The following is a 26204-nucleotide window of genomic DNA, read 5'->3' on the forward strand; positions in this document are numbered from 1 at the left end:
ATTTATGCCAAGCCTGCCAAAATGGATCAATGACACCGTAGAAAATGTTTGGTCCTCAAAATTTAAAGAATGTACCGTTAACCATATAGAAAAAATTACGGAAGAACTTTGCTGTATACGTTTTGAAACCGATTTACAGGATGTTTCCTATGAACCCGCCTATGCCATCGGAATAAGAATCAATGACAGGGATTTCAGGAATTATTCTCCTTTCAACTTCAACAGGGAAGCCGGAACTTTTGATGTTTTATTTCACCTTCATGATTTGTCTGCAGCCGGAAGTCAGTTTGTAACTCAATTAGCAAAGGGAGATTCCATTAAACTATTAATGCCGAGAGGAAAACAGTTCTTTGCTCCCGATGCCAGAATTCATTTTTCTGTGGGGGATGAAACATCGTTGGGAAGCTCACTTTCCATTAAAGAAGCGGTAGAGGAATCCGGCTCCACTTTCATTTGCCTTCATGAGTTAGAGGAATGTTCTGCACTGGAAAAACTTAATTTATACGGCTATCACAGTCCCAAAAACAATACCATGAGAATGATTGAAGCTTTAAATGATTTTTTGAGGGAAGAAAAAGAGACAATTTCAGATGATGAAGTTGTTTTTTATCTCACCGGAAACGGAGAAAGGATGTCATTAATCAGGAAATTCCTTAAAGCAAGAGGAGTTTCTCCCAAATGTATAAAATCGCAGGCCTATTGGATTGAAGGAAAAAAAGGGCTGTAAAGTAGCAAGACAACAGTATTTTTAATTGGTAATTATATACAATTTACATTAATCCTGCTATCTTATTATTATGACCCTGTCATTCTGAATGTAACGCAGTGAAATGAATAATCCAGGCTTTACATGAGATTCTTCCTTCGTCAGAATGACAATGGTGTAAAATTTTATGTATTCGCCTTTTACTTTAATAATGAAACTTTATCCGGTAATAAAAAACGTTATTACCGGATAAAATTATCATTATTCTTTACACTAATTTATTTCAGTTTCTTTCCTAATTCCTTTACTTTCCTCAGCCATTGAGCCCGCTGTTCATCTTTAGAATTCCGGATTACCCCGATATAAGTCAGCCTAACGGGTTTCACGCCACAATATTCCAGAATAGATTTTCTGAGCTGATTAACGCTGGGTCTTCCAAAAAACAAACGATAATACCAACCCGGCTGATCTAATGTGGTGATCATATGGGCTGTTTTTCCTTTCAAAAGTTTGTCCCACCAGACAGAATTTTCCCGGTATTTATAGGCCATTCCCGGTAAAAAAAGACGGTCTATGAATCCTTTCATTAATGCTGGAAATCCGCCCCACCAGACTGGATATACCCAAACAAGATGATCAGCCCACTGAATAATTGCCCAGGCTTTCGTCAAATCCGGTTCAAGCTCCATTCTTTTCTGATAGCCAAACTGTAAATTGGGATTGAAGTTTAAATCTCTTATCACGATTTCTTTTACCTCAGCTCCTGTTTCCATTGCTCCCAGCCTGTACGCCTCTGCAACACCAAAGTTGAAGGAATCTTTATTGGGATGCCCGTTGATAATAGCTATTTTTTTCATGATGTGACATTGATATTGATAGATTCATAGGCGTTAAGCTGCGCCATTAATGATAGGGGCTCATGCAGCTGATGGCTAAAATAGACCTGATTTTCATGAGGATTTCTCAAGAGTTCTTCGGTGTGCAATACGGCGGATAAAGCGGTGAGCTCTGCCTGCCCTTTCAAACTTTGAAGACTCAGCTTTTTTTGTCCGGAATGATCATCAATTACGATTTCAAAAACAGCCTGATCTCCGTTTCCACTTGATCCAAAAATCATTTTTCGTTCTTTTAAAGACAGAATATTGTAGATTCTGAGGTATTGAAATGATCCCAGCAGCCAGGTAATAAATTTTGAATTATAGGTCATCTTCACGCTCACATCGGAAATTCTTTCCACTTTGTTGAGAATGTACAAATCCGGGACATCAAAATTATAGGCACTCCTGTTTCCTATTCCATAAGAAAAATTAAAATCTTCAGCATCCAGGAAATGCCGGATAGAAACCGGTTTATCATTCTCATAATGTACAAAAGGAACGGCTACATTTTCTGCCATAAAGTGAGCAGAACTCTCCCCTGCCAGATCTTTCACAGAATAGTAGACAAAGAGTTTTACTTCATTAATATCTCCTGAATCCGAAAGGGTATTAACCAATCCGGGAACAATGCCGCCCATCCAGCCTGAACTGAAGACAATTCTGCTGTTTACATCTGATTTTCCGGCAATATCATAAGCTTTTACCAAAGCCGGAGTAGGTTTTGTAATATCCAGATAATCTATCTGATGATTAATTGCAAAGCGAAGTACGTAGTCTTCTCTGTCATTCACAGAAAGAATGATGAGATGTATTTTTTTCTCAAGAATGGCTTTAAAAGTGGAGGGATCTGTAACATCAATTTTTAAATCTTTATCTGATTTCCCTCCTTTTCTTCCTCCAATAAAAACAGTAAGATGAGGATTTCTTGATTTCAGGATACGGGAAATTGTTTTTCCTACCAATCCGTTTCCTCCGATAATTAAAATATTTTGCTCCATAATTTTTTTTGACAAAATTATAGTGCCTCCATTCCAATCTACAGGACAAATGTCTAAAAAGAAATTTCCTTTCTAATCCGGCTTAAATGCCTTTGGGTAATCCCCAGATAAGATGACAAATATTGCAGCGGAATTCTCTGAATATAATCCGGATAATTTTCAATAAGCGCAGCATATCTTTGAGTGGCAGTATCCCTTTGAAGCTGAAAAAACCTGTTTTCAAGTTCAAGATATTCCTGCTCAGCAATAATTTTTAAAAACTGAGTCCAGTTCAGAGCATCCTGAACGAGAACATCCATTTTTTCCTTTTTCAGAATCAGCAGTTCCACATCGGTGATTGCCTGGATACTTTCTTTACTGAGACATCCTGAAATAAATGATGAGTAAGCAGCAATCATGGTATTGGGAAACTTGAAACAATAGGTCATATCTTTCCCATCATCAGAAGTATAAAAAGATCTGAAAATTCCAGAATTGATAAATGCAACTTCTCTGCACCGCTCGCCTTCCTGTACGAAATAATCATTTTTATTCAGTTTTCTGATTTCGAAAAGCTGTAGAAACTCTTCAATTTCTTTTTCTGAAAACAGATTAAAGCTTCGAAAATAGTCTTGTATCATCATTTTTAAAAGTAAGGATATTCTAACGAGTTACGAAAATAGATAAAAAGATGGAAGCAATCTTTTTTATAAACGCAAAGTTTTCATTTTTGTGAGATTTTTATTTAAAGAAAGCAAAGACGGAATCAATTTCATTGATTCTTTTTAAGCAGTCGAATAAACATATAGCTTCATCAGTGACTTTGTCGATGCCTTAGCTCACTTAAAATAAGATGTTCTAATAGGTTCTTTGCGTTTTCAAATAAATCAATTTGGACATTTATTATCATAGCCTATCTGATGAATTTCAATTAACAACAAAAAAAATCATCTCAGGACGAGATGATCTACCGTTTTGAATTTACTTGAGTTATTTATGAAGATATGAATGATGTTTTGTTGTAACAAAGATAGATCAGCCCTGCTTTTTATGCATCAGTGGAATCCCTAGAATTTTATCCGTAAAAATACGGTTGTATAAAAAGAAAAGCCCTGAAGGAAATACCTTACAGGACTTTTGGTTTATCTAACAATATTCGGTTTACTATTTAAAGTTCAAGGTTTAAAGTTATGATTGTCATTCACTTTCACCTCTGAATCTTTATTAAAGCGGACTTACCAATTGGAGGAACCATTCTTTCACTTCTCCTTCCAAATGAGGAGCAAGCTTTTCTTCACAGGTTTTGTGGTAACCGTTCAGCCATGCGATTTCGCTTTCCGAAAGAATTTCTTTTACCACTGTATCTTTGAAGAATGGGCAGAACGTCAAGGTTTCAAATTCATAGAATGTTCCGTGGATTGTTTTTTCTGCTTCTTTTACGGCAATGAGGTTTTCATGACGAATTCCATAATGTCCTTCAAGATAGTATCCTGGTTCATTTGAACAAACCATTCCCGGAAGAAGTTCCTGAGGGTTCAGGTCTTTTCTGATGTTTTGTGGTCCTTCATGTACATTCATGAAACTTCCTACACCGTGTCCGGTTCCGTGGTTGAAATCTTTCCCTTCCATCCAAAGCGGAAGTCTTGCAATGGCATCAAGGTGTACTCCTTTTGTTCCTTTCGGGAACTTCACCATTGATAAACGGATTAATCCCTGTAATACCAGTGTTGAATTTCTTTTAAACTCATCAGAAGGAGTTCCTAAGGCAAAAGTTCTTGTAATATCTGTAGTTCCTTCAAGGTACTGACCTCCTGAATCTACCAGGATTGTTTCCTCGTTGGTTACTTCTTTGCTTCCCTCTTTTTTGGCAGAATAGTGCATGATAGCACCGTTATCTTTATATCCTACAATAGATCCGAAACTTTCTCCTACGAAGTTTTCACCTTCTGCACGGAAGCCTCTTAGTTTTTGTCCGATAGAATATTCGTTCATGGCTTCTTTTCCTGCATTATGCGTTAGCCAATAAAGAAATTTTACCATTGCTACTCCGTCTCTTACCATTACGGTTCTGAAGCCTTCCAGCTCAGCTTCATTTTTCTGTGCTTTCATCAGATTACCGGGAACAGGAGCTTTGATAAACTGGTTGTCTGCTTTTAATGTTTCAAAAATCTGCTGGTTGCTGTTTGGAGAAACAAGCACTTTTTCATTTTTGAAGGTCTTCAGGTAATTGTAGAATTCTTCGTAAGGCATCATTTTCACAAAGGAATCATCCATTTGCTTTCTTGCCGCTACTTCCATTTTCTCTAATCCTGTGAATACAACAGCATCATTTTTAGTAATGACAATGTATCCTAAGAATACAGGGTTACTTTCTACATCGCTTCCTCTCAGGTTCAGGGTCCATGCAACATCATCCAGACTTGATATGATGTGTACGGTAGCTTCCTGCTTTTCCATTTTCTGACGGATTGCAGCAATTTTATCAGATACAGATTTACCTGCTCTTTCTACCGGATGTACAAAAATAGGATTGGAAGACGGTGTACCTCTGTCTTTCCAGACTTCTTTTAAAAGCGGAAGGTCTACCAGAGAAATATTTTTAGCATTGAATCTTTGAGAAAGCAGTTCCCAGTTGGCATTAGAAGCTGCAACAGCACTTACTGCCACTTTACCGCCTGAAGGGATTTCAGAAATAATCCAGTCGATATAATGAGGAGTTCCTTCCATTCCATCCTTGAAAAGATCAATTCCGGAACCATCCAGCTCAATAGCGGCTTGGGTAAAGTATCTTCCGTCCGTCCAAAGTCCGGCTTTGTCTTTGGTAACTACCACAAAACCAGCAGAACCCAGAAAACCTGACAGCCATGCTCTCTCCTGCCATTCTTCAGGTAGGTATTCGCTCATATGAGGATCTGCAGAATATACTATAAATGCATCAACATTATTTTTCTGCATTTCTTCACGAAGCGCAGCTACTTTTTCCTTTGAAGTCATTCTTTTTATTTTTAACCACCGAAAGTTACAAAAAAATTGGTGTCTGAAGGCAAATATAACGGCTATTTTGCTTCATAATTTGCTATTTTCAAAGGGTCTTAAAAAAACGAAAGCATTAAACATATTTAACAAAACAAGCCATTTTATAGTAAAAAAAGCTACCACATTATCAAAATAATAATTTTTTGGAAGGATTATTGCTTCATTCTACTTCATGAAACAGCAAAACTACAATAACCACAGGAAATTTTATCCGCCCCATCATTTTATCTATCTTCCATTGCTCATTATATTGGAGATTTTAGGAATCTATAAAATCTGGGACGACCCCGGAAATCAACTGGTCTGGATCCTGTTTTCTGTTGTGATTTTTTTGCTTTTCTATCTGGCAATCATGACAAGACAGCATTATGCTCTGGGACTTCAGAACCGAATGGTTATTCTGGAATTCAAACAGCGCTATTTCGAGATTTTCAATAAAAGATCTGATGAAACTGCTGAGAAATTGGGGTTTGATCAGATAGCTGCTTTAAGATTTGCCTATGATGATGAATTCAAAGAGCTTCTCTACAAAGCACTTCATGAAAATATCTCAGGAGATGAAATTAAAAGGTCTATTAAAAAATGGAGAGCTGACCGCCTCAGAATATAAAACACCAATAAAAATACCTAACTATGAAAAAGTGGAGCCTTTACAGTATAACGATATTGAGTTTGCTTACATTAACAAGTTGTGAAGCAGTAGAAACAATTTTTAAAGCCGGGATGTGGTGGGGAATTATTGTAGTCTGTGTGATTGTAGGAATTCTTTTACTGATTTTTTCGAAGGGTAAAAACTCTTAACCATGCTTTATGGAGAAGAATACAGACCTGGAGATGATTTCTCACCTTAAGCCTTCAAAAATTGTTAAAATAATGAAGGATCCGGAAGCTTCTGCAAAGGCGGTACATCTTGTGTATACCACCGATGCAGAACCCACCGGAATTACCCGTAAAAAAACGGGAAAGAAGTATTCTTACTATAAAGACGGCGAAAAGGTAAAGAATAAGGAAGAAATTACAAGAATTAACAAACTGGTGATTCCGCCAGCATGGGAAAATGTATGGATTTGCGCTCTCGAAAATGGACATTTGCAGGCAACAGGTTTTGATGTAAAACAAAGAAAACAATACCGCTACCATCCACTCTGGACGGCTTTAAGAAATCATACAAAATTTTACAGAATGCTTCAGTTCGGGTACGCGTTACCGGAAATGCGGCTGCATATAGAACAGGATCTTGCATTAAGAAATTTCGAGAAGCGGAAAATTCTGGCCTTAATTGTAAGTCTTATGCAAAGAACCAACATCCGTATTGGTAATTCTATTTACGAAAAACTGTACGGTTCTTTTGGCTTAACGACTTTGAAGGATAAACATGTAAAAGTAAAAGGACAAAAAATAACATTCTCTTTTAAGGGTAAAAAGGGGGTTATGCATCATGTTGATCTTAGAAGCCAAAGGCTGGCCAGGCTGGTTCAGAAATGTAAGGATATTCCGGGGAAAGAGCTTTTCCAATATTTAGATGATGAAGGAAACAGACATTCTATAGATTCCGGAATGGTGAATGATTATATTAAAGAAATAAGCGGCGAAGATTTTACGGCCAAAGATTTCAGAACATGGTCCGGAACAGTAGGCGCTCTGATTGCTTTTAAAGAAATAGGGTATGCAGAAAATGATACCCAGAGTAAAAAGAAAATAAAAGAGGCTTTGGATATGGTGGCAGAGAATCTGGGAAATACCTCAGCTGTATGCAGAAAGTATTACGTTCATCCTCTGGTTATTAATCTTTACGAAAACAACACCATCAAAAAATACCTTGACGAGCTTGAAATCATTGAAGAAAATGACGGAAAAGCTGATCTTACAAAAGAAGAAAAGCTGGTTTTGAAAATGCTGGAAAACGAGAAGATGTAGGACGTTTGCATGTCAATGGTGAATATGCTTCGCAGTAAATTTTTATTCTGTACTTCATCAACTCATTGACGATTACTTGCGCAGCAAAAATTGACTATTGACATTACACAAATTCGATTCTTTATCTCATACTGAAATCCTGCTTTTGTTCAAAAACTGAGTTCTGTATTCCTTCGGGGTAATTCCTGCAATTTTTTTGAAAAGCTGGGTAAAATGCGACGCAGTATGAAAATTCAGTTCGTAGGCAATCTCTGCAATATCTTTACTGGAATGAAGTAATGCTTTGCTGTAATTGATATCTATCTCATTGATCCATTGTTTCGGTGATTTTTGGGTAACTCCTTTTACGCATTTATTCAGATAGCTTTCTGTTACGGACAGTTTATCGGCATAAAAAGCGACTCTTTTTTCCACCACATGGTATTTGAACAAAAGATCCCGGAACTGAAGAGACAGCTCCATAGGACGTGTCGCAGATTTGTGATGGGTATCAGAATCCGTACTCAGCATTTTGATTAAAATAAGATGAAGCATGGTTACCACCACATCATTGATATTCAGATTATTCAACCATAATTCCTGTTCCATGATCGGGAGAAGCTGGATAATGGTTCCATAGGTCAGACTATCAAGATTCAGGAAAGGAGTCATAAAAAAGATACTGCTTTTATGTTTCGGAAGTTCCTGTTCAGACAGAATGTTATTTTCATAGGCAAGAAAGAATCCTTCAATATCGTCTGATAATTCTACGGTTGCGGTAATTGTTCCTTGTTTGATAAAGATTACTCCTCCTTTTTCGGCATTATATTCTTTATTTTCAAGATACTGTCTGATATGCCCGTTGGTAACGAAAATAATAAAATTGAACGTGGTACGGTACGGAATCACCGGCATCAGAATACCTTTAAGATAGTTTTCTATCCGATACAGCTGTATATCAGCATTATTGGCTAATGTCTTATCCGTAATATTCGGAAGAAAAAGCTTTTTATATTGAAAATTGGATAGTACTTCCATATCCTTGTTATGATTATTTAAAGTTATACAAAATATTTTTAAAGCAGAGAAGGCAAAAGAGTGAAAGAATAGCCACGAAACCCGAATCCCGTACTTTATTCTCCAACCCTTATACTCCCAAACGCTCTCACCCTCTCACTCTCCCACTCTCTTACCCTCTTACTTAGAACTTATAATACACTCCTACTCTCACTCCAAAAGGGCTTCCTGGTGTATATGTAAGATCTGTAACAGGTTCTGCTTCTCCTTTCAGCTGAGTTTCCGTTGCAAACTGGGCTTCATTCCATTTTACATTGAAAAGGTTATTCAGCTGAACATTAGCTCCCCATTTCTGACGGTTATAGGAAAGCATAAGATCATTCACAAAATAGGCTTTCGTTCTGATGCTGTTATCTTCCACAGCTGGTCTTGCTCCCAGATATCTATATTGAAGTCCCAAAGAAAAACCATTCAGGAAATCCCAGTTTACAGATCCTGTGCTGGTCACAACCGGAGCCAAAGGAACATAATCCTGTCCTTTTTCTTCTTCGGTAAATCTTGCGTGGGAATAATTAATATCCGCATTCAGATAAAAGTTTTCCAGCGGCTGGAAACGAACTCCAAGATCCGCCCCAAAACGTCTTGATTTCCCGGAAGGCTCTACCACTGCATCATCTCCTACATACACAAATTCCTGCTGAAGATCCATATACCATAATGCCGGAGTAATGATCAAGGATTTGAACGGGTGTAATCTTACCCCGAGATCTGCACCTATAGAGTACGGAAGCGTATTTTCGTTTTTATTCGGAACGACTACTCTCAGGTCATTGGAATGGAAGCCCATCCCTGTTTTCAGGAACCACATTACATTGTCATTCTGAGCATAGGAGAAATTCAATTTTGGACTCAGTCTTGTTGCTTCTTTTGACTGTCCGGATGGCAGTTGTTCCACATCCAGCAGATTGTGCATATTAAAAATAAAATGATCCACTCTCAAAGCCGGATTGATTGTCCATTTTCCTGTTTTCCATATCAGACCTGAATAGGCATGAAGATTTGTTTCCGTTCCCGTTACATCAGACAGCCTGTCCAGCAGAAGATCTCTGTGATAAACGTGGTTAAGCTGTAGAGTATTGATATCATCGTTTCTTAAACCGATTCCTGAAGTCCAGTTTAAAGAGCTGTTGGCAAAGGAAAAAGTCTTTGTATATTTTACTTCGGCTCCATAAATATTCCGTCCGTCCGTCTGCTGAATTTCATCGCCATTCTCTTTATCTTTCAAATTAAAAGTAAAATCAGAATACAGATTGAAGTTGTACTTTGAATAAAAAGCCATGGCATCTATCTGCTCGGAAGGGGAAATAATATGTTTAAAATTCATCTGAAGATTGGTTCTGGATGTCTTCCCGCCTTCTGTAGGATCTATACTTCCCCATCTGCCAATGATTCCTTCATCTACGGCACGCTCCGGAATCTGTCCGGAAGCATTCCAGGAAGAATTGAATGTTGAAAACTGGATGTTGAAATAGTCTTTATCCGTCAACCATTGATTGTATTTCCCGAAGATATTGACTCTGTTAAAATTCTGCTTTACATCGAAAGGGCCGTCTGTATAGTTGTATTCTGCTGCTATATATGCATTTTTTCGTCCCAGATCATCATGCAGAATATTGAACATTCCTAAGACTCTTTTTGAATTGAACGAGCCACCTTCCAGCTTAATCATACTGTTTTTCAAACCATTGTAGGTCTGAAAATCCACATATCCTGCGGTGTCAAAGTCTCCACGATCCATATAATAAGCTCCTTTTCCGAAATCAATATTATTAACGGTTTCAGGAATTACAAAGTGTAGATCAGAATATCCCTGACCATGGGCGTGAGAAACGATGTTCACTGGCATTCCGTCTACATTTACGCTTACATCTGTGCCATGATCGGCATCAAATCCTCTTAAAAAAAGCTGCTCTGCCTTTCCGCCTCCGGCATGCTGTGCAATAAACAGCCCGGGAACTTTTCTCAATAAATCCTGCGCTGAATTTACCGGGAATTTGTTCAGATCAACCTTGGTAATGGCCGATAAAAAAGTGCTGTGATTGATAGCTACTTCAGAAATCTGAAAAGGCTTATGCTGTAAAAAAATAACTTTACTTTTATCTTCATCATTGATTACGACCCATTTTACCTCATCATATCCCTGACGGCTGATCACAAGGGTATCAGGAAGGGATTTTACAGGAACGGCAAATGTACCGTCTGTTCCTGTATGGGTATGGCTGTTTCCGTGGTCGTATTTCACCAAAACATCCGCAATGGGGAATTTGTCATCTGCATCTTTGATTAACAACTGTTTTTCTGTTTCCTGCGCCATCATTTTTCCACTGAATGCCATGACCAGAAATACAGCTGCTATTTTTGTTATTCTCATTTTTTGATTTAATTGTTTTTGATTTAATATGTATTTTGAATTTAGAAATTAGAGAGATGTCGATAGTGAATTTTACTTCGCAAGTGAATAGTCAATTATTGAGAAAGAGCTTTAAACAGTCTTGCACTCTCAAACTCTCCAACCCTCAGACTCTCCAACTCTCCAACTCTCCAACTCTCTAACCTCTTAGCTTTTCGCTTTAAGAAATGCCTTCTGAATTAAAAGCGTAATCCACGTTCCGGCTACAAATGGGAATGTAAATACTCCGCCTACCATATCCAGACAGTGATTGTCTATTAAAAGATCATCAATAGCAATGGTGATAAGAACCGCGATCAGCACCCACAATCCATCTGTTTTTTTGACTCCTGAAAAAACTATGGCTGAAAGCACGGCATTAAACCCAAATAATCCCATGTGGATTTCTTTGATAGGTTCTCCATTCAACTGTGATAATCCTGCACCCAGAATTGACGCAGCCAATCCATATAAAGCAGCTACCGGAGAACTGATGAAAACAGCCAGAAAGAAAATAACTCCTGAAAGAATTCCTCCCTGAAATATTACTTCCCCAAAACCATTGGTACAGGTAAGAAAGTCATCGTATTCTGAAGGAACCACTTCACTGCTCAACATCTCTGAAGGCGGAATGTGGGTAAAATGATGCAGTGCAAATACCAACACCCATGTAATCATGATAAAAGGAAAAGTAAACACCGGAATTTTTTTCCGGATAAAGAAATGCTGAATAACAGCTGCCAATGCTCCACCCAATACTATTAAAATCCAGATCAATATTGTAGTTTCGAAAAGGAACGACAACGCAACTCCTACAAGAGCTGCACTGAAACCATAAAGTCCGGCATTGATTTCAGATTTGTCATAATTAAGCTTCATTGCAGTAAAAGTTCCGGCTGCTGTTGAAAGCAATACTGCAACCCCGCACTGCCAGCTTCCCATAAAGATTCCTATAAGAAACAAAAAGCCTGTCCACCTGTTTTCCTGAAGCATGATCTGCCCGATTCCTTTTAAAACATTGTCTAAAAAAGGGAGTTTTTTGAAAAATTCTTCCATAGTTTTTTTAATTTATTAATAATGTAGAGTGATTTTAGAGGGTTATTGGTTCTTTTTTGTTGCTAGATGCTGGATGCGAGGTACGAGGATTAGGATACGAGATTGAAAATTCAGCATTTTTCAACTTCGATTCTTTCTTCAACGTTCCAATTCTCTTACCCTCAAACTCTCCCACTCTATCACTCGAATCCTGAATCCTGGAACTCGTTTACCATCCAAGAAAGACCATTCCAACTCCGCAAACGGTTACTACCGCTCCGCTTACCACTCCCATATATCTTTCCAGTTTTTCTGTATTGAATAGTGTTGAATACCCGTAACGCCCTAAGAGAACCATCCCGAGCATTGTTAAAACGGTTGTTATGGTGAATGAAGTTACCAGTACAGCGATTTCAGACATGGAATGTTTGACTCCTGAATAAAATAATAAAGGAATCAGAGGTTCACTTGGTCCCATTACGAAAATCATGAAAAGTACAAGCGGAGTTACTTTTATTCTTTTTTGAGGCATTACCACTTCACTGTGATTATGTTCATATACATACACATCATCACCCATTACATCAAAATGTTTATGCGGTTTGTTTCTGATAGCCTGAATGACACCGTATACCAAGTAAACTCCTCCAAAGATCAGCAATGCCCATCCTGAGAAATTTCCTCTGATATCCTGAAACCAGGAGATTTTATTCAGCTGCCATCCAAGGAAAACTCCGATAAAACCTAAGATCAGGGAACTGAACACATGTCCGAATCCGCAGACAACGGTTAAGATGGCTGTTTTCATTCCGCTCCATTTCTTAGATTTTGAAATAACAATGAAAGGCAGATAATGATCCGGCCCTGAGGCTGTATGTATAAAACTTATTGAAATGGCACTTAACAGAAGCGCCCAAACTGTACTATCCATTTTTTAATTTAATTTTTTTATGAGGCAGTCTCAAAAGTGTCATTCTGAAAGAAATGAAATGTAGTGAAGAATCTCATATATTTGGTTATCAATGAGATTATCCCTTCGTCAGAATGACAAAAGCCAGATTGTTTGACTTTGAGACAGCCTCTCTTTTACTCTAAAGACCAAAGGATTTCCTGAATATACAGGAAGAAGTTGTACATCTGTTCTCCTCCATGCCCTAAAGCCCTTACTACAAAACCATTATCTTCCATTGCGGAAACTCCTACTTCCATTTCTTCATGATGCTGCACAGCGGCCTCAACGATTTCTTCTATCAATCTGTTTTTATCTACATTTTCCTTTGTACTGTAGAAAATCAGGGTTCCCTGATGGGTATACTGCTCCAGGTTTCCAATGCTGCTGATCGGGATCATATCAGGCTGAATCAGAACGTTATCTTTCACTACAAGTTTATTATTGTGATAGATTTCCATGACATTCTGAAAGCGTTTCAGCTTAAAAACCTCTCCATAATGTTTTCTTCCACAGGTAATGATCTCACTGATGATAATCTGACTGTTTTTCCCGATATGAATATTCGCTTTGCTCTTAAAGTTGGAATCTTCGTGGGGAACTATAGGGTGAGGAACATAGGCGAAAGAAGTTTCATCTTCCATAGAAACGTTCAGCTCCTGAAGTGCCTGGTCCTGCATGTTAAAAAGTCTCTGGTAGGATTGCGACTGCAGTTGAAGGGCAGCTCCTTTTTCAAGGGTAACATCCAAATGATAATGGTCTCCGTCCAGAATTCCCGGAGAGGAGCTCATCACCATCTGATAGAGCTTTTTGTCACTTTTCCGCTGTCCTACAGAAACTACCCTGAAAGGAAGCGAGACATAAAGATCTTTCACATAGGATTCTCCTCCCTTGAATCCTGCAATTATATTTAAACGACTATCCATTTATCTTACTAAGTTCGGTTCTTCAATTTCCTCTAAAAGAGCATATTTTTTGATCCAACCAATTACTTTATCCAGCCCTTCATCTGTTTTCAGGTTTGTGAATACGAAAGGGTTTCCTTTTCTCATTCTTCTGGCATCATTTTCCATCACTTCAAGGCTGGCTCCAACGTAAGGAGCAAGGTCAATTTTATTGATGATCAGTAAGTCTGATCTTGTAATACCGGGACCTCCTTTTCTAGGAATTTTTTCTCCTTCTGCCACATCGATAATGAAAATGGTAACGTCTGCAAGGTCGGGACTGAATGTCGCGGAAAGATTATCCCCTCCACTTTCGATAAGAACCAATTCAATTTCAGGGAAACGTGCTGCCAGCTCATCCACTGCTTCTAGGTTCATACTTGCATCTTCACGGATTGCTGTGTGAGGGCATCCTCCTGTTTCTACTCCGATAATTCTGTCGTGGGGAAGAAGGCTGTTTTTTGCCATAAATTCAGCGTCTTCTTTAGTATAAATATCATTCGTGATTACTCCAAGATCATAAGTCCCGAATAATTTTCTGCTTAAACGTTCCAATAATGCAGTTTTCCCTGAACCTACAGGTCCTGCTACTCCTACTTTTATATACTTTCTATTTTCCATTTTTTTTAATTTTTAATTGATTTTTTAAACGCGATGGGCCTTGTTTTTTATTAACTGAGAATAATGTAAGGGATGCAAAGGCATTTCATTCGGCTAATAAGCATTCATATTCATTGAGTCTTACGCTTCTTTACTTCCTTAGCTTTTCCAATCTTCTTTTATCATTTTGCCTTTCCTCCCTTTTGTCTTTTATTTTTATTTTTTATGACATATAAAGTCTTGAATACAGTCTTTCATGCTGCATACATCTGATATCAAAGGCAGTATTACAAAGTCCCACCATATCCCTATCCAACTCCATGGTTTCCCAAACTGTTTTTTCCATTACGGGATAGAGTGAAAATAGAATATCCTGCCCGTCCAGCTGTCCAAGGGGAACCAGTTTTACTGCATTCGTTATCATTCCGGCAACGGAAGTATAATAGAATCCTAAAAGTGCTTCGTACAAAGGAATTTTCATTAAATAAGCATACACTCCGAATACGATACAATAGTGGGAATTGGCTTCTTTATTCTGAACTGCTTTTTCAAAAGCTTCCATAAAAGGAAAATGGTCTCTTCTCTTGAAAATCTTAATCAGTCTGAGTCCCAGTTTCTGGCTGGCCTGCCGGATTTCTTTCGGGCATTTTATAGCATTACACTCATTATCAAGAAATATCAATGCCTCTAAATCTCCTTTTTCTGCTGCTTTATAAGCCAGTTTTACAAAAGCTCCGTCATTGAATTTAAGGTTGTACTGAAGCATATTCTGTACAAATTCCTTTGCGGTTGCCAGATTATGTACAATTCTTTCCTGAACGTAAGTTTCAAGTCCGTTGGAATGGGTATATCCCCCGATGGGAAGTGTAGGATCTGCAAGATGAAGCAGTCCTGACAGAAAGTTTATATTCATATTATTCATCTTTCGGGGCAGCCATTTTTAAGATTTTCGTAAAGATTGTTGATCCCAGACTTCCATGTCCATGAGGTTCAACATTAGATTTAAGAAGATTCAGCAGTTTTACAGATTGTTTTTCCGGTTTGAAACCGCTTGCTTCCAGCCATCTGAACATAGGCATTTCAAAAGGAAGCAATACTTTATCATTCTGAATAAAAAGCGGAATATGCTTGTTTCCAATCTCATAACACACAGTACCCATTTCCAACAGTGAAGAAGGTGACATTACGATAGCTTCTGTTTCCAGAACATTTACCGCAATTATTTTTTCTGCATCTTCAAAAAGAATGTCTCCTTCACGCAAACGCTGCCCTTCTCTGAGAAATTTGATGGCAACATCGGTTCCCTGTCTGGTTTTTTTGCGCTGGATTCTTTTGGTGGTTTCAAACCATTCCAGATCAAGATAGTCTATGGTTTTCTCCGAAGGATTTTCAGCGAGGTTGCCTATGATTTGATTAATTATCATTTTTAGATTTTTTTCTGAAGTCTAAGTTTTTGGAGATACCTACCCCGAAAGTGGAACCACTGATTCCTGCTACATAGCTTTTTGTCCAGCCTTCTTCTTTTGTTTTCGTCTGAAGCATGGATAGTTCTGCAAATTTGAATTTCAGTGCCCAGCCACCTCCTAACAATATCCCGATCAAAGGATAGGCACGGAGACGAAATCCGTTAAAATTCTGCATAGCGTCTGCTGCTGTTGAAAGCTGTTGCCCCCAAACATAATGAGCATCCACCTGGCCGATCAATACAAAGTATTTCCCAAGCATTACTGAAGGGCTATACCAAACTCCCGCTTCATTTTGTTTGTAGACTACATTATGATCAACCGTATTCTGAGAGTAGGCATAGTTGACTCCGACAAGATCATTATTATTGATAAAGTAGCCCACTCCAAGCGGTGCGCTGGAAACGGTACTGCTGCTGCTTGAAGGGGTTGTGATTTTAGAATAGTCTAATGAACCGTAGACCATAAACTGTCCTTTTGGCCCGTCTTCATCGCTTTTAATTCTGTGCCCGCCCAGAAATTGAGCATTCAGATTCCCTGAAAGTATGGACACACCGGCTATGATAAGAGAAAAAGCTGTTTTATTTAAATATTTCATTGTAAGCTTGATTCTATAATTGTGGTAAATTGTACTAGATAAACTTTGATTAAACCTTATAGGTTTTTGAAACCTATAAGGTTGGTATCCATTATTGTTTAAGTTTATCTTAGAACAAGTAATAAAGCTGTGTTAAAGGCAGTGTTTCCGCTGGTTCACAAGTGATGTATTCACCATCTACTGTTACTTTGTAATTTTCAGGATTCACTTCAATTAAAGGAGTCTTATCATTGTGGATAAGGTCTTTTTTGGAAATATTTCTACAGTTTTTCACCGGAAGAATCATTTTTTCCAGTTTGTAGGAAGCAATTGTTCCATTGTCAATAGAAATCTGAGAAACAAAATTGGCGCAAGTACCAAACTTTGCTTTTCCGTGAGCTCCGAACATATTTCTGTAAATAACCGGCTGAGGCGTTGGAATAGATGCGTTAGGATCTCCCATTTTAGCTGCAATTACGAATCCTCCTTTTACAATCATTTCTGGTTTTACACCAAATAATGCAGGTTTCCAGATCACTAAGTCGGCTAATTTTCCTTCTTCAATAGATCCTACATATTCTGAAATACCGTGTGCAATAGCTGGGTTAATGGTATATTTCGCTACATATCTTTTCGCACGGTAGTTATCGTTACCATGGCCTTTATCTTCAACAAGATCACCTCTCTGTTCTTTCATTTTACTTGCCGTCTGCCATGTTCTGGTGATTACTTCACCTGGTCTTCCCATCGCCTGAGAGTCTGAACTCATGATGCTGAAAACTCCCATATCATGAAGAATATCTTCTGCTGCAATGGTTTCAGGACGGATACGGGAATCTGCGAACGCTACATCCTCAGGAATGTTTTTGCTCAAGTGGTGGCAAACCATCAGCATATCTAAGTGCTCATCAATTGTATTGACCGTGTAAGGACGCGTAGGATTGGTAGAAGCCGGCAATACGTTTGGATACATTGCTGCTTTAATAATATCCGGTGCGTGACCTCCACCTGCTCCTTCTGTGTGGAAAGTGTGGATTACTCTTCCGTTGATGGCTCTCATGGTATCTTCAAGGAATCCTCCTTCATTCAAGGTATCGGTGTGGATCGCTACCTGAACGTCATATTTATCCGCAACCTTTAGTGCAGCATCAATGGTTGCCGGAGCTGCTCCCCAATCTTCGTGAATCTTTACTCCCAAAGCACCTGCTTCTACCTGCTCTTCAATAGGTTCTTCTGCCGAACAGTTTCCTTTCCCGAAGAAGCCAAGGTTCATTGGATATTCTTCTGCTGCTTCAAGCATTTTCTGCATATTGAAGCTTCCCGGAGTAACCGTTGTAGCATTGGTTCCGTCATTAGGGCCTGTCCCCCCACCGATCATTGTTGTAATTCCGCTGTAAAGCGATGTTTCGATTTGTTGAGGGCAGATATAATGGATATGGGTATCAATACCTCCGGCTGTTACGATATATCCTTTTCCTCCGTGAACTTCGGTTGAAGCCCCGATGATCATATTAGGACTTACACCGTCCATTGTATCTGGATTCCCTGCTTTTCCGATTCCTACAATCTTCCCGTCTTTGATTCCGATGTCTCCTTTTACAATTCCCCAGTGATCAATGATTACGGCTCCGGTAATGCAAAGATCTAAAACACCTTCATCCCTTTTAGCAGTAACATTTTGTCCCATACCATCACGTACTGTTTTTCCTCCTCCGAAAACAGCTTCGTCTCCGTAATGAGTGAAATCTTTTTCGATTTCAATAATAATTTCGGTATCTCCCAGTCTGATTTTGTCTCCAGCTGTAGGACCTAATATATTGGCGTATTGTTTTCTGTCTACGTGTAAGCTCATCTTAGTGATTTTTAAAGTTTAACTCTTCAACTTTTGCAAGGCTTGCTTTTTTTTGATCTTCAGAATCTACCTGTCCATCAACAAGATTATTAAAGCCCATTGCTTTTTTGGCTCCTCCTATTTCTACCAATTCCACTTCTTTTTCTTCCCCCGGTTCGAAACGCACTGCAGTACTTGCTACAATATTCAGTCTCTTTCCGAAAGCTTTCTCACGATCAAAGCTCATGGCTTTATTCACTTCGAAAAAATGAAAGTGCGAACCTACCTGAATAGGACGGTCTCCTGTGTTTGTTACTCTTATTTTTACAGTTTCTCTGCCTTCATTGCAGACAATTGTACCTTCTTTTACAAAAATTTCTCCTGGTATCATGATCAGTAGGTATTAACGGATTGGATTGTGTACGGTTACCAACTTCGTCCCATCCGGAAAAGTTGCTTCTATTTGAACATCGTGGATCATGTCTGCCACGCCAGGCATCACATCCTCTTTAGTAAGAAGATTAGCACCTTCCTGCATCAGTTCGGCTACTTTCTTCCCGTCCCTTGCGCCTTCAAGCAAGAAATGGCTGATGAGTGCTATTGATTCAGGGTAGTTTAATTTAAGGCCTCTTGCCTTTCTTTTCAGCGCGAGTTCGCCTGCCAGAAATAGCATAAGCTTTTCCGTTTCTCTCGGTGTTAAATGCATAATATTTTTATTTAAAATTGGACAAACAGTATCCGGTTCGCCTCTCCATAAAGGCAAAATAGATATGTTCAAAAATGTAAAATGGGAAATGATGCTTACAGATCTGTATTAACGTTAATACAAACCATGAGGGATCATTAAAATTAAAAAAAGAATTAGCAGCCAGCTATCTGCAGGCAATGATACAAAATATATCTTGGCGCTGTAATATAAGTACGGTTTTGAATGGCCGCAACCTGTGTATTGTAAGTATAGCCTGCAAAGAAATACTGTAACCACTGCTGTGCAAGAATGGAGTAATCAAATTTCACTTTCTCCCAGTCGTTGGAATCCTGTACGTCCTGTACATCTGAAAAACTGTACATTTCAGGCTGAGTCTGCTGATCAGATTTCTGCTGAAGAAGATGAATTTTTGAAAGGATATCAGAATATGGTTGAGCTTTCCCTTTATGTGCAAAAAGACATGCACACAATGCTGAGAAAAATATCACAAAAGAGAAAAATAGGACTCTTTTTTTCATACCTGTTAATAATGATGTAAAAGTAGAACAATCTTATCCCTTCCGCTATCAAAAAAATTATTTAAAATGTTCAAAATCGCAACAAATGTGAATTTATACAATTTTAACATTCCACTACAAATACCTTATTTACAGCGGTTAATAGCTATTTTTAAACTATGACAATTCTTTTATTGTCCTAATTCCTATAATGACAGTAAATGGTAGTATTTTTTTCTCAACCCTAAAAAACAGAACAAATAGATTAATATTTCGTAAAATTTATAGTCAAAAAAAACTTATATCCTATTATTTCATTTGTTTTAAGGTTTATTTTACAAAAACATCGTGTATTTTTTCTTTCTTTATAATTATTGTAAATTTGTATACACATCTTATTAAATTTAATAAAATAATAAAACGTAATATGTCAAAAGCAATTTCGCAAGTACCATTAGCGGTAAACGAGCCGGTAAATTCATACGAACCGGGATCTCCGGAAGTAAAAAGCCTTATCGATACATATAAAAAAATGTGGGCTGAAAAGGTGGAAATTCCAATGATCATCAACGGAAAAGAAGTAAAAACGGATACAAAAGTTCAGCTTCAGTCTCCACAGGATCATGCTCATGATTTCGGATTCTATTACCAGGGTGGTATGCAGCATGTGGATGACGCTATCAACGCGGCATTGGCAGCTAAAAAAGAATGGAATGAACTAGGCTGGGAACAACGCGCAGCAATTTTCTTAAAGGCAGCTGATCTTTTAGCAGGTCCTTACAGAGATGTGATCAACGCTGCAACCATGATCGGACAGTCTAAGAATGTACACCAGGCTGAGATTGATGCAGCTTGTGAGTTCATCGACTTCTTAAGATTCAATGTAGAGTTCATGACAGAAATGTATTCTGAGCAGCCAGTTTCTGACAACGGAATCTGGAACCGTGTTGAGTACAGACCATTAGAAGGATTCTGCTTTGCAGTAACTCCATTCAACTTTACGGCTATTTCCGGTAACCTTCCAACTTGTATGGCAATGCTAGGTAACGTAGTGGTTTGGAAACCGTCTGACAAGCAGGTATATTCTGCAAAAGTAATCATGGATGTATTAACAGAAGCGGGTCTTCCTGCCGGGGTTATCAACATGATCTTTACAGATGGTAAAGAAACTGCGGAAAAAGTATTGGCTCACCGTGATTTCGCTGGTCTTCACTTTACAGGTTCTACAAAAGTATTCCAGGGAATGTGGAAAATGATCGGTGATAATATTCACAATTACAGAACATACCCAAGAATTGTTGGAGAAACAGGTGGTAAAGACTTTGTTATTGCTCACCCGTCTGCTAACGTAGAAGCTGTAGCGACTGCATTGGTAAGAGGCGCTTTCGAATATCAGGGACAAAAATGTTCTGCTGCTTCAAGAGCTTATGTACCAAAATCTCTTTGGGCTGATGTAAAAAAAGTAATGGAAGCTCAGATGAGTACAATCAAAGTGGGTTCTCCCGAAGATACTTCTAACTTCGTAAACGCTGTAATCGACAAAAATTCTTTTGAAAAATGTAAAGGATACATTGACAGAGCTAACGCTTCAGGTGAAGCTACTGTAGCAATCGGTGGAAAAGTGGATGATTCTAAAGGATGGTTCGTACACCCAACAGTAATTGAAACTACAAATCCTCAATACGAAAGCATGGTAGAAGAGATCTTCGGTCCAATCCTTTCTGTATTTGTGTATGAAGACCAAGACTGGAAAGAGACTCTTAAATTAGTAGATTCTTCTTCTCCTTATTCATTGACTGGTTCTGTATTCTCACAAGACCGTTACGCCATCAACGAAGCTTATAAAGCTTTAGAAAATGCATCCGGTAACTTCTATATCAATGATAAACCAACTGGTGCCGTAGTAGGTCAGCAGCCTTTCGGTGGTGGTAGAGCTTCAGGAACCAACGATAAAGCAGGTTCTAAAATGAATCTTCTAAGATGGACGTCTGTAAGAAGCGTAAAAGAAACGTTTGTTTCTCCAAAGAACTACAAATATCCATACCTAGGGTAATTAATAAGTAATAGGCAATGAGTAATTGTTGTCTGTTCTATGAATACAGCCTCGGAATTTCGGTTTCGGGGCTTTTTTAGGGTAATGAGTTCGGGGTACGAGATGCAGCATGCCGGGGTTGGGTTCAAGATTCAAAGTTTAAGGTTACTTGTAGCCAGAAATTACACTTTTACTCCAATACTCCAATACTCTAATACTCTAATACTCTCTAACATTTATCCCCCTACATACTAATCCCTAAAACCTGCTACCTAACATCTTTTAACAAACTTTACCGATATTTTACAACTCTGTCTACCTTATTAGGAATAATTGTTGATTTTTTTATTGATATAACACCCCCAAAATAGAATAGTATGAAAAAGTTATTGCTAGCAACCGTTGGAATAGGAATATTTGCGGTGAGCTGTGGAACCAAAGAATCGACAATGTCTACAAGTAGCCGGGACTCAGCAACGGTAGAGAACACACAGAAAAGTGCATTACCTGCCACTACTGATACAATGACTACTAAAATGACGAATCCTGACAGTATCAAGATGAAAAAGGATTCTATGGTAACAACTCCTGTCAAATAGTAATTTATAAACATTCAATCTAAAAAAGGAAATCTGCAGATGAAAGCTCTGCAGATTTTTTTGAATAATGTGGAATATATTTCGATTGATGGCCGAAACAAGGCCAGTAGATGATATTTTATATTTAAAGTAGCCCAAACCCACTCCACTCCTATTGAATTCAGATATTTAAGGAATATCTTTTATCTTTTATCTTATAAATCCTTATATTTGATTAAAACCAAACATTAAAATTGACTATTATGAAAAAATTATGGATAGGAGCCGTTCTTGGACTTCTTTTTCTTGGAAGCTGTGCTCAAAACAAAGAAAAAAGAGAAGAGTATAAAGATGCTCACGACAAAGATTCATTAAGAAACAGAATGGGAGATTCTGCTGTAGCCAACTCCATCCCTTCTCCCGCAGCCACTGATACTTCAAAAGTAAAAACAGACAGTACGAAAGTTAAATAAAATCACAAATCCACAGACTTCTGTGGATTTGCACTTAAAAAAACTTGACTGAAAAAAAACCGGGCAATCAACCCCGATTATGGGATGTTATACATATTCTGACAGAATATTCTTTTAAAGATAAAAATGGGAACAACAGTTATTTCAATAATGAAATAGATCTGCGTTTTATATGCTAATTTTCATGGCTTGTTTTTTCAGCTTAGGAATTGGATATTCTTACGGTGTAGCTTATTTTGAAGAAAGAATAATCCTTCAAAAAAATAAAAGAGATAAGCTGTAGTACGATGGTGTTTCTTTCCCTAAAACTGGCGCAAATATAGGACAGCAAAGACTTTCTTTAAAATAATAGGATGTTCATTTTCGTGAAAATGGCAAGATAGAATTCAAAATATCCTCTCTTTTTAATCATTTTCGGGAAAATGAACATTTTTATCTGATTGGTTTTCAGCATCAAGATATTTAATATAGGCTGACGGAGAATAGTCGGTAACCGCCTTAAAGACTGCAGCAAACTTGCTGTGAGAAGAAAAGCCGCACTCATCGGCAAGAATACTTATTTTATACTGCCTGTACTTTTCATCATTAATCAGTTTATCTACAATATAATTGATTCTTAAACGGTTAATGTATGTTTTAAAATCTGCACTTTTATGCTGATTAATTACATAAGACAGATATTTTGTATTGGTATTCAGCTCTCCTGCAAGAAAAGACAGGGACATTCCTTTATTGTTATAAAGATTACCTTTTTCAAAATCTTCAAGCAGTTCAAGTAATTTTAGTTCCGTTTCCGAGGTCATCAGAGAATCATTTCTCCGGCGGTCTGCTTCAGAGTCTTTTTCGTCAATTTCTTCCACAGATATATTGGAGAATTCAGCATTGTCAAATCCTTTCACAGGATAAGGTGTCCTGCTTCTGATCATATTTAACTGAGCTCTTATGATATTTCTAAATCTGGAACGTTGCTTTTTTTGTTTGAATCTAAAGAAAACCAACAATCCAACTAATGAAGTAAACAAAATAATAATTGTGGTATTCTTTATCAGGTTCATATGACTGTCTTTTTTACCGGACTTCCCTTTTGAACCATCTAAACCCTTTCCTGCAAAACTTTGGTTACGGGCCGCAATGCTGTCGTAAGTGCGAACATATTTCACAGCATATAAAGAGGCTTTATAGTTATCTCCGGTTCCCTCGTAATAATCATTGATATTGGAATATACGGCTTTCTTCAGCCTAAGACTTCGGGATGTATCGGCTATTTTTTCTGCTTTTTTGAGGTATAATTCGGCATCTTTCCAGTTTTTCTGTTTCAGGCGGATTCCTCCCAGCCCGTTGTAGATCAGTCCCAATGTACAGCTTGTGCCATTAAGCAATCTTTCTGCTTTTTTATAATAATTTTCAGAAGCATTATAATCATTAAGTTTAAAATAAACATCTCCCAAAACCTGATAAGAAGCAGCAGACGTTTTATTTTCACCGCTGGTATTTATTTTTTCAAAATATTTCAGGGAAGATTCAATGTATCGTATTGCATTGGAATAATTCCCCAGCTCCATTTCATAGAAAGCCATTTCCTGGTTCAAAAGCCCTGCCGCTTCATTACTTTTTTGAAAATCGGAAATCCTGCCGGAAGCTTCCAGCCCTTTTACAATGTATTTTTTGGATCTTTCATATAACCCTACCTGTCTATATTGTCTCGCAAGTAATCTTGTTACCACAGCCATCCATTCCGGATCATTAATCTGGTTGATCACCGAGTGGGCATTTTCGCTGTAACAAATTGCTTTTTTCAGTTCACCGGCATGATGATAAAGCTCAGAGGAAAGGACAAGACATTTTATCTTTTCGGAAGGCTGCTGTGCATTCATATAAAGAGAATCTGCTGTTTTGATTGCTTTGGGCAAATCTTTATAAGCAGTAACGGAAGAAGTCTTTTCACAGATCAGATCAAAGCTGTTTTTTTTCTGTGCAGATATGGGGACTGCTGTTATCAGCAAAAACAAAAGTTTCAGTAGATTATTAGACATGGAAAAATAAATTATTATTTTTATTCTATAATAATTCATCATTATTTTCACTGGGTGTCTTTTTGTTTTTTACAAAACTAGTGATATTTTATTTTTTATTAAAATATTATATTGAAATTTAACTATTTAACTAAAAATAGTCATTTACGTTAATTTTAATAATTACACCAAAACAATACATGATTATCTTTCACATCACCCTATTTCTGTTTTAAAACTAATGTTACGGTATAATTATTTTCAATATGAACGGCTCATGTGCCATCATATTTATTACATTTGCAGGGAATAAAAAGTTTTTATGAAAAAAATAGCCATACTTTCCACAATCTTTATAGGGGCCCTTGCCTGGGCACAGGGAATTAAGTTTGAAGACGGCAACTTTGCCTCTATCCTTGCTAAAGCAAAAAAAGAAAAAAAACTTGTCTTTATAGATGCATATGCTTCATGGTGCGGACCTTGTAAACTGATGGTAAAAAATATTTTCCCGCTTCAGTCAGTAGGAGATTATTATAATTCTCACTTCATCAACGCTAAAATTGACATGGAAAAAGGAGAAGGAATAGAGCTTGCTAAAAAATATAATGTAAAAGCATTCCCAACTTACCTTTTCATTGATGGGAATGGTGAAGCAGTACACAGAACACTGGGATATGTGGAAGAAAAAGACTTCATCCAGTTTGCAAAAGATGCTGAAGATCCTAACAAAAGAGTGACTTCTTTGAAAGAGCAGTTTGAAAAAGGAGAAAAAGATCCTGAGTTTTTAAAGAATCTTGCCGGGCTTACCATGTACAATGATGCTGATTTTGCTGGTAAGGTGATGAACCGTTATTTTCAGCAAAAGCCTACTTTAGATCAGGAAGATGTTCAGATGCTTCTTTCAGGAGTACAAACTACAGACAGCCCTTTGTATAAGATTTTTCAGGATAAAAAAGCTGATATCGTTAAATTCTTTCCTGAGGATAAGTACGAAAAATTCGACAAGAATATAAAGCTGAACACTGTTTCTAAAAAGGCATATAATCCGGATACTAAAAAATGGGATGATGCTTATTTCATGGCCGAAGCTCAGAAGTTTCTGACTAAGGAAGAAGCTGACAAGGTCTTAAAAAGAATGAAAGCCAACAGAGCTTTAAAGAATAAAGATATTCCTGAGTATGAAAAACTAGCTCTTGATCTTTACAAAGATTATTCTGCTGCAGGTTCTGAAGAACTGAATTCTCTTGCGTGGAATTTCTTTGAAAATGTAAGCAATAAAACTTCTCTGGAAAAAGCAATTGCATGGGCACAGGAATCTGTAAAAAAAGATCAGAATTTTGCCAATACAGATACTTTAGCCAATCTTTATAATAAAGTAGGCGATAAGAAAAATGCAAAAATGTGGGCGGAAAAGTCTATTGAACTGGCAAAAAGCACAGGACAGGATTCTTCTGACACAGAAAAATTATTGAAGAGTCTTTAATAGATACTATAAAAAAATTAGATCCCGCAGAACAGAAGTTCTGCGGGATTTTTAATTGTATG

At 37.7% G+C, this 26204-nt stretch carries 26 protein-coding genes; 8 read left to right on the top strand and 18 right to left on the bottom strand.

What is annotated here, in order from left to right; all coding sequences use genetic code 11:
- Window positions 1-4 precede the first annotated feature (4 nt).
- The gene (locus CLU97_RS13940) at window positions 5-727 is read left to right on the top strand and encodes a siderophore-interacting protein (protein ID WP_121488468.1); all 723 of its coding nucleotides are present in this window, start codon (window positions 5-7) and stop codon (window positions 725-727) included.
- A 257-nt stretch (window positions 728-984) separates the two neighbouring features.
- Here CLU97_RS13940 and CLU97_RS13945 read toward each other — a convergent pair whose 3' ends face one another.
- From CLU97_RS13945 to CLU97_RS13960, 4 genes are all read right to left on the bottom strand, one after another.
- Entirely contained in the window at window positions 985-1563 is a 579-nt protein-coding gene (locus tag CLU97_RS13945) for an NAD(P)H-dependent oxidoreductase (protein WP_121488469.1), read from the bottom strand.
- Window positions 1560-2582, bottom strand: coding sequence for a saccharopine dehydrogenase (locus CLU97_RS13950; RefSeq protein WP_121488470.1), 1023 nt, complete (start codon window positions 2580-2582; stop codon window positions 1560-1562). The genes CLU97_RS13945 and CLU97_RS13950 overlap by 4 nt, the downstream gene beginning before the upstream one ends.
- Before the next feature lie 53 nt (window positions 2583-2635).
- A complete protein-coding gene (locus CLU97_RS13955) occupies window positions 2636-3202 on the bottom strand; it encodes a Crp/Fnr family transcriptional regulator (protein ID WP_121489751.1) in 567 nt (188 codons plus the stop codon).
- A 583-nt stretch (window positions 3203-3785) separates the two neighbouring features.
- A complete protein-coding gene (locus tag CLU97_RS13960; protein WP_121488471.1) occupies window positions 3786-5555 on the bottom strand; it encodes an aminopeptidase P family protein in 1770 nt (589 codons plus the stop codon).
- A 214-nt stretch (window positions 5556-5769) separates the two neighbouring features.
- Between CLU97_RS13960 and CLU97_RS13965 the strand changes: the two genes are divergently transcribed.
- Genes CLU97_RS13965 through CLU97_RS13975 form a run of 3 tightly spaced genes read left to right on the top strand, consistent with a single transcriptional unit; the run spans window position 5770 to window position 7514 of the window.
- Entirely contained in the window at window positions 5770-6207 is a 438-nt protein-coding gene (locus tag CLU97_RS13965; RefSeq protein ID WP_121488472.1) for a DUF6526 family protein, read from the top strand.
- Between the two features lie 23 nt (window positions 6208-6230).
- Window positions 6231-6398, top strand: a complete 168-nt coding sequence (locus CLU97_RS13970) for a phosphatidate cytidylyltransferase (protein ID WP_121488473.1) — start codon at window positions 6231-6233, stop codon at window positions 6396-6398.
- 9 nt (window positions 6399-6407) lie between these two features.
- Window positions 6408-7514, top strand: a complete 1107-nt coding sequence (locus tag CLU97_RS13975) for a DNA topoisomerase IB (protein WP_121488474.1) — start codon at window positions 6408-6410, stop codon at window positions 7512-7514.
- Window positions 7515-7640: 126 nt separating this feature from the next.
- Here CLU97_RS13975 and CLU97_RS13980 read toward each other — a convergent pair whose 3' ends face one another.
- The 13 genes from CLU97_RS13980 to CLU97_RS14040 form a co-directional block, all read right to left on the bottom strand.
- Window positions 7641-8531, bottom strand: coding sequence for a helix-turn-helix domain-containing protein (locus tag CLU97_RS13980; protein ID WP_121488475.1), 891 nt, complete (start codon window positions 8529-8531; stop codon window positions 7641-7643).
- Between the two features lie 163 nt (window positions 8532-8694).
- Window positions 8695-10941, bottom strand: coding sequence for a TonB-dependent receptor (locus CLU97_RS13985; RefSeq protein WP_121488476.1), 2247 nt, complete (start codon window positions 10939-10941; stop codon window positions 8695-8697).
- Between the two features lie 186 nt (window positions 10942-11127).
- Window positions 11128-12015 (bottom strand): urea transporter, encoded by an 888-nt coding sequence (locus CLU97_RS13990; protein ID WP_121488477.1) that lies wholly within the window; start codon window positions 12013-12015, stop codon window positions 11128-11130.
- Between the two features lie 208 nt (window positions 12016-12223).
- Entirely contained in the window at window positions 12224-12925 is a 702-nt protein-coding gene (locus tag CLU97_RS13995; RefSeq protein WP_121488478.1) for a hypothetical protein, read from the bottom strand.
- 155 nt (window positions 12926-13080) lie between these two features.
- Window positions 13081-13869: an urease accessory protein UreD gene (locus CLU97_RS14000; RefSeq protein WP_121488479.1), complete on the bottom strand. Its 789-nt coding sequence runs from the start codon at window positions 13867-13869 to the stop codon at window positions 13081-13083.
- A complete protein-coding gene (gene ureG, locus CLU97_RS14005; protein ID WP_047094673.1) occupies window positions 13870-14508 on the bottom strand; it encodes an urease accessory protein UreG in 639 nt (212 codons plus the stop codon). It abuts the gene before it with no gap.
- A gap of 202 nt (window positions 14509-14710) precedes the next feature.
- A complete protein-coding gene (locus CLU97_RS14010; protein ID WP_121489752.1) occupies window positions 14711-15400 on the bottom strand; it encodes an urease accessory protein UreF in 690 nt (229 codons plus the stop codon).
- Window position 15401: 1 nt separating this feature from the next.
- Window positions 15402-15911 carry an urease accessory protein UreE gene (gene ureE / locus CLU97_RS14015; protein WP_121488480.1) on the bottom strand — a complete coding sequence of 170 codons (510 nt, stop codon included), beginning with the start codon at window positions 15909-15911 and terminating at the stop codon, window positions 15402-15404.
- Window positions 15901-16548 carry a hypothetical protein gene (locus tag CLU97_RS14020; RefSeq protein ID WP_121488481.1) on the bottom strand — a complete coding sequence of 216 codons (648 nt, stop codon included), beginning with the start codon at window positions 16546-16548 and terminating at the stop codon, window positions 15901-15903. Before CLU97_RS14020 ends, ureE begins: the two co-directional genes overlap by 11 nt.
- A 109-nt stretch (window positions 16549-16657) precedes the next feature.
- The gene (gene ureC / locus CLU97_RS14025) at window positions 16658-18379 is read right to left on the bottom strand and encodes an urease subunit alpha (RefSeq protein WP_121488482.1); all 1722 of its coding nucleotides are present in this window, start codon (window positions 18377-18379) and stop codon (window positions 16658-16660) included.
- A gap of 1 nt (window position 18380) precedes the next feature.
- Entirely contained in the window at window positions 18381-18749 is a 369-nt protein-coding gene (ureB, locus tag CLU97_RS14030) for an urease subunit beta (protein ID WP_121488483.1), read from the bottom strand.
- Between the two features lie 12 nt (window positions 18750-18761).
- Complete coding sequence (gene ureA, locus CLU97_RS14035) at window positions 18762-19064, bottom strand: urease subunit gamma (protein ID WP_065398656.1); 303 nt, start codon at window positions 19062-19064, stop codon at window positions 18762-18764.
- A 155-nt stretch (window positions 19065-19219) separates the two neighbouring features.
- Window positions 19220-19585, bottom strand: a complete 366-nt coding sequence (locus CLU97_RS14040) for a hypothetical protein (protein ID WP_121488484.1) — start codon at window positions 19583-19585, stop codon at window positions 19220-19222.
- Between the two features lie 406 nt (window positions 19586-19991).
- Between CLU97_RS14040 and pruA the strand changes: the two genes are divergently transcribed.
- From pruA to CLU97_RS14055, 3 genes are all read left to right on the top strand, one after another.
- On the top strand, window positions 19992-21617 hold the full coding sequence (gene pruA / locus CLU97_RS14045; protein ID WP_121488485.1) for an L-glutamate gamma-semialdehyde dehydrogenase: 1626 nt from the start codon (window positions 19992-19994) through the stop codon (window positions 21615-21617).
- 356 nt (window positions 21618-21973) lie between these two features.
- On the top strand, window positions 21974-22195 hold the full coding sequence (locus CLU97_RS14050) for a cytochrome C551 (protein WP_121488486.1): 222 nt from the start codon (window positions 21974-21976) through the stop codon (window positions 22193-22195).
- A 242-nt stretch (window positions 22196-22437) separates the two neighbouring features.
- The gene (locus CLU97_RS14055; protein ID WP_121488487.1) at window positions 22438-22647 is read left to right on the top strand and encodes a hypothetical protein; all 210 of its coding nucleotides are present in this window, start codon (window positions 22438-22440) and stop codon (window positions 22645-22647) included.
- 404 nt (window positions 22648-23051) lie between these two features.
- Here CLU97_RS14055 and CLU97_RS14060 read toward each other — a convergent pair whose 3' ends face one another.
- Window positions 23052-24680: an AraC family transcriptional regulator gene (locus tag CLU97_RS14060; protein WP_183084576.1), complete on the bottom strand. Its 1629-nt coding sequence runs from the start codon at window positions 24678-24680 to the stop codon at window positions 23052-23054.
- Window positions 24681-24981: 301 nt separating this feature from the next.
- On the opposite strand from CLU97_RS14060, the gene CLU97_RS14065 reads away from it, so the two are divergent.
- Window positions 24982-26142, top strand: coding sequence for a thioredoxin family protein (locus CLU97_RS14065; RefSeq protein ID WP_121488489.1), 1161 nt, complete (start codon window positions 24982-24984; stop codon window positions 26140-26142).
- Window positions 26143-26204: the final 62 nt, after the last annotated feature.

The organism is Chryseobacterium sp. 7 (assembly GCF_003663845.1).
In the GTDB taxonomy this organism is placed as follows: Bacteria; Bacteroidota; Bacteroidia; order Flavobacteriales; family Weeksellaceae; genus Chryseobacterium.